We start from the raw sequence: 3,076 nt of genomic DNA, 5'->3' as shown, positions 1-3,076 counted from the left end.
AAGCAAAAGAAAGTGACCGGCTGTCGGGCCGCCCCCGACTAGCCTCCACGGAGCACAAACCATGTCATCACCCAACAGCCCGTTTACAACACAAAATTCACTCCCCGAATCAACGCCCCAGGCAGCAAAACACTCCCAACCCGCCGCTCACCATAAGATTCATTATCAATCAACAACTCCCGCTCCCGCGTCAATCCAATCAACTTATCCCCCAACAACTGAAACAACGAATCATCAAACCGCATCACATTCAGCGGCGCTTTGATCACTCCATCCTCTACCCAAAACGTCGCAAACCGCGTCATCCCGGTAATCCGACAATTGGCCCGATCAGAAAAATTCAGATACCACAAATTGCTAACAAAAATCCCCGTCCCAAGTTCCGCCAAAATATTCGCCAGTGGCAACTCACCAGCCGCAAGATCAAGCGACGAAGTGCCTTCGTCCCCATCCGCACCATTCGGCGCAATCCCATATTCCAGCCCGGTGCGCGGTGAAATCATGCTGCCGGTCAGATGACCATCTTGCAGCAGCGCCAATTGATCCGGTTTGATAAAGCCATCGCGTTGAAAGCCGGGCGCAATCCCGTTGACCGTATCTTCCGTCAGCGTCACCGAAGGATGGAATGCCAGCCCCTCGTCGCGCATGCGTTGCAACGCACTTTGCTTGGTGCGCAAGGCTTTCTCGGATAGTCCATCCCAGTTCAGCATACTGATCAGCTCACCTAGCGCAGTCGGCGTCAGATAAGCGCGATACGCGCCTGGTTTGATGGTCACTGGCGCACGCTCGAGCAAGTGCAGTTGTTCTTTGGCGCTGGCAAATTTACGCTGAAATACTTGCGCATCCCACGCGGTCCCGGTGTAAGAAGTTTTGACCGCCTTGTCGCGACTTTGATACAGGCTCCAGTCGAGATTGAAGGTGGCGCTTTGATGCCAGTTACGCTGACCCAGCGAATTGGCAAAGCCGCGATACACCGGTCCAGCTGCCAGAAGTCCGACTAAATCGCAGCCGTCTGCTGCGCTCAGTACCTGATCGACGATGGCTGCGCTGTCTGGCAATGCGGAAGGTTTAATGTGTTGCGTGGAGCAGACTTCTTGCGAAAACAGTAGATACGGGTCTTCCGGCAGATCGGGTAATTGCGACCGTAGTTGGTCGAGCATGCGCAGGCATTGCGCGTTATCGGTTGCCAGATCACCGCCTAAAGTGGCCACGCTTTCAGCATGACGCTTGCCGTTGATCAGACGCAAAGACAAGGTCATTTGATGCACATGGCCGGGCTGGCGAATCTGGCTGCGATTGAAGCGTACGAAGTCGGTGGCTTCTGCTGAAAACCAGCAAGTGTATTGCTCGGTAGCTTGCATGCGGGTGCTGAGAAAGGTCGCCAGATCATAGAAGTAGGTTTGCATTTGATTGGTCACTGTTGCTGTATTCAACACGGCGCTCATGCTGCATCTCCACCAAAAACTGAAATATTCTCAAACAGACAGGCCGGTGAGGCGTGGCCGACCCGGATCACTTGCGACGGCTCACCTTTGCCGCAGAACGGCGTGCCCATGACATTGAAGGTCGACTGGTCGCCGACGCCTTTGAGGGAGCGCCAGAAGCTCTCAGAGATGCCGCGATAGTTAGGATTTTTTACCACGCCTTTGAGCTCGCCATTTTCAATCAGGCGGCCCGATTCGCAACCGAATTGAAATTTATTGCGGGAATCATCAATTGACCAGGACACGTTGGTATCCATCAATACGCCGCGTTCTACCGATCCGATTAAGTCTTGCAAGGAGCTGCTGCCGGGTTCGATATTCAGATTCGCCATGCGGTCTATCGGCGGGCGGTTCCAGCTACATGCGCGGGAGTTGGCGACGCCATCCATGCCAGCACGGGCTTGAGAAATGGCCCCGCCCAGTGGTTTTTTGAGTATCCCGTTTTGAATGATAAAACTGCGCTCGGCAACGCTGCCGTCGTCGTCCCATTGATAGCTGGCGAATTGTTCCGGGCGGCTTGGGTCGTAGGTGACATTGAGTAATTCTGAGCCGTATTGAAAGTGACCGAACATATCTTGTGTCACAAAACTGGTCCCGGCGAAGTTGCGCTCGTCGCCCAGAATTCGATCGAGTTCCAGCGGATGGCCGATTGATTCATGAATTTGCAGCATCATTTGCTCAGGCATCAGCAGCAAATCCATGGTCCCGGTCGGGCAGTCGGGCGCGGCAAGCAGCTCCAACGCTTGCGTGGCGATGCGCTGACCTGCGCCGTCAAAACCTGCGGTGACCAAGACTTCCATGCCGCCTTGATGGCAATAGCCATTGTATTGACCGCCCAAACTCCGGGTTTGCGTATCTGCGCCCTGATTGGCTGTCGCTGCCAGATTCGGCATCACGTAGCGAAATTGCTGGAATACGTCGGCTCCATCGGCGCTCAGATAGAGCTGCTCGGAGGTGATCGTGCCCAGCGATGCATACCAATCGACGATGCGGCTATCGATTTTGCAAGCAGCGGATTCGCGCATCAGCAGCGCGATGATGTCTTTGCGTGACCATGCGGGGCTGGATGCGGCCAGACTCGCATAACGTCCCTGCGGACGAGGCATCTCGATGCGTGAGTAATCCACAACCGAACGACCGGCGCTGGTGGCGGCCCAGTCCTGGGCGCGTTGCAAAGCTGCTTGTAGTCCGCCGCTGCTGAGGTCGCTGGTGGCGGCATAGCCATAGCCGCCGCGATGCATGACGGTCACCATTACGCCACGGTCTGAGCGGTTGCTCATGGGTTGCAAAACATCCTGACGCACTGTGTATTGTTCGCTGCTTTCATCGACCAGACGCAAGGAACAAAAATCCACGGCAGGAGTTAAACGCTTGAACAGGGAGCGAATTTCGTCGTACATAAACCACCTCTTGAGTGAGTATGAAAAAGCGCGCGATGATGGCGCGCGCATTAGGGCGTGTTGATATTGAAATGTGAAAAACTCCGTTCGTACTGAGTAGCCCTTCAGGGCGTATCGAAGTAGTTGCATGCGTTGGTGCATCTTCCGATCGTCCTGAGTAGCGCAGCGTATCGAAGGATACGGCACTACGTG

Annotated in this window: 2 protein-coding genes; both read right to left on the bottom strand. The window is 54.9% G+C overall.

The window, feature by feature from the left end:
- Nucleotides 1-83: 83 nt before the first annotated feature.
- A complete protein-coding gene (locus ACVBEF_RS20945; RefSeq protein WP_447125830.1) occupies nucleotides 84-1,445 on the bottom strand; it encodes a TldD/PmbA family protein in 1,362 nt (453 codons plus the stop codon).
- Nucleotides 1,442-2,884 carry a TldD/PmbA family protein gene (locus tag ACVBEF_RS20940; RefSeq protein WP_447125829.1) on the bottom strand — a complete coding sequence of 481 codons (1,443 nt, stop codon included), beginning with the start codon at nucleotides 2,882-2,884 and terminating at the stop codon, nucleotides 1,442-1,444. Before ACVBEF_RS20940 ends, ACVBEF_RS20945 begins: the two co-directional genes overlap by 4 nt.
- Nucleotides 2,885-3,076: the final 192 nt, after the last annotated feature.

The organism is Glaciimonas sp. GG7 (assembly GCF_052976905.1).
This window is presented reverse-complemented; position numbering and strand designations above follow the sequence as displayed.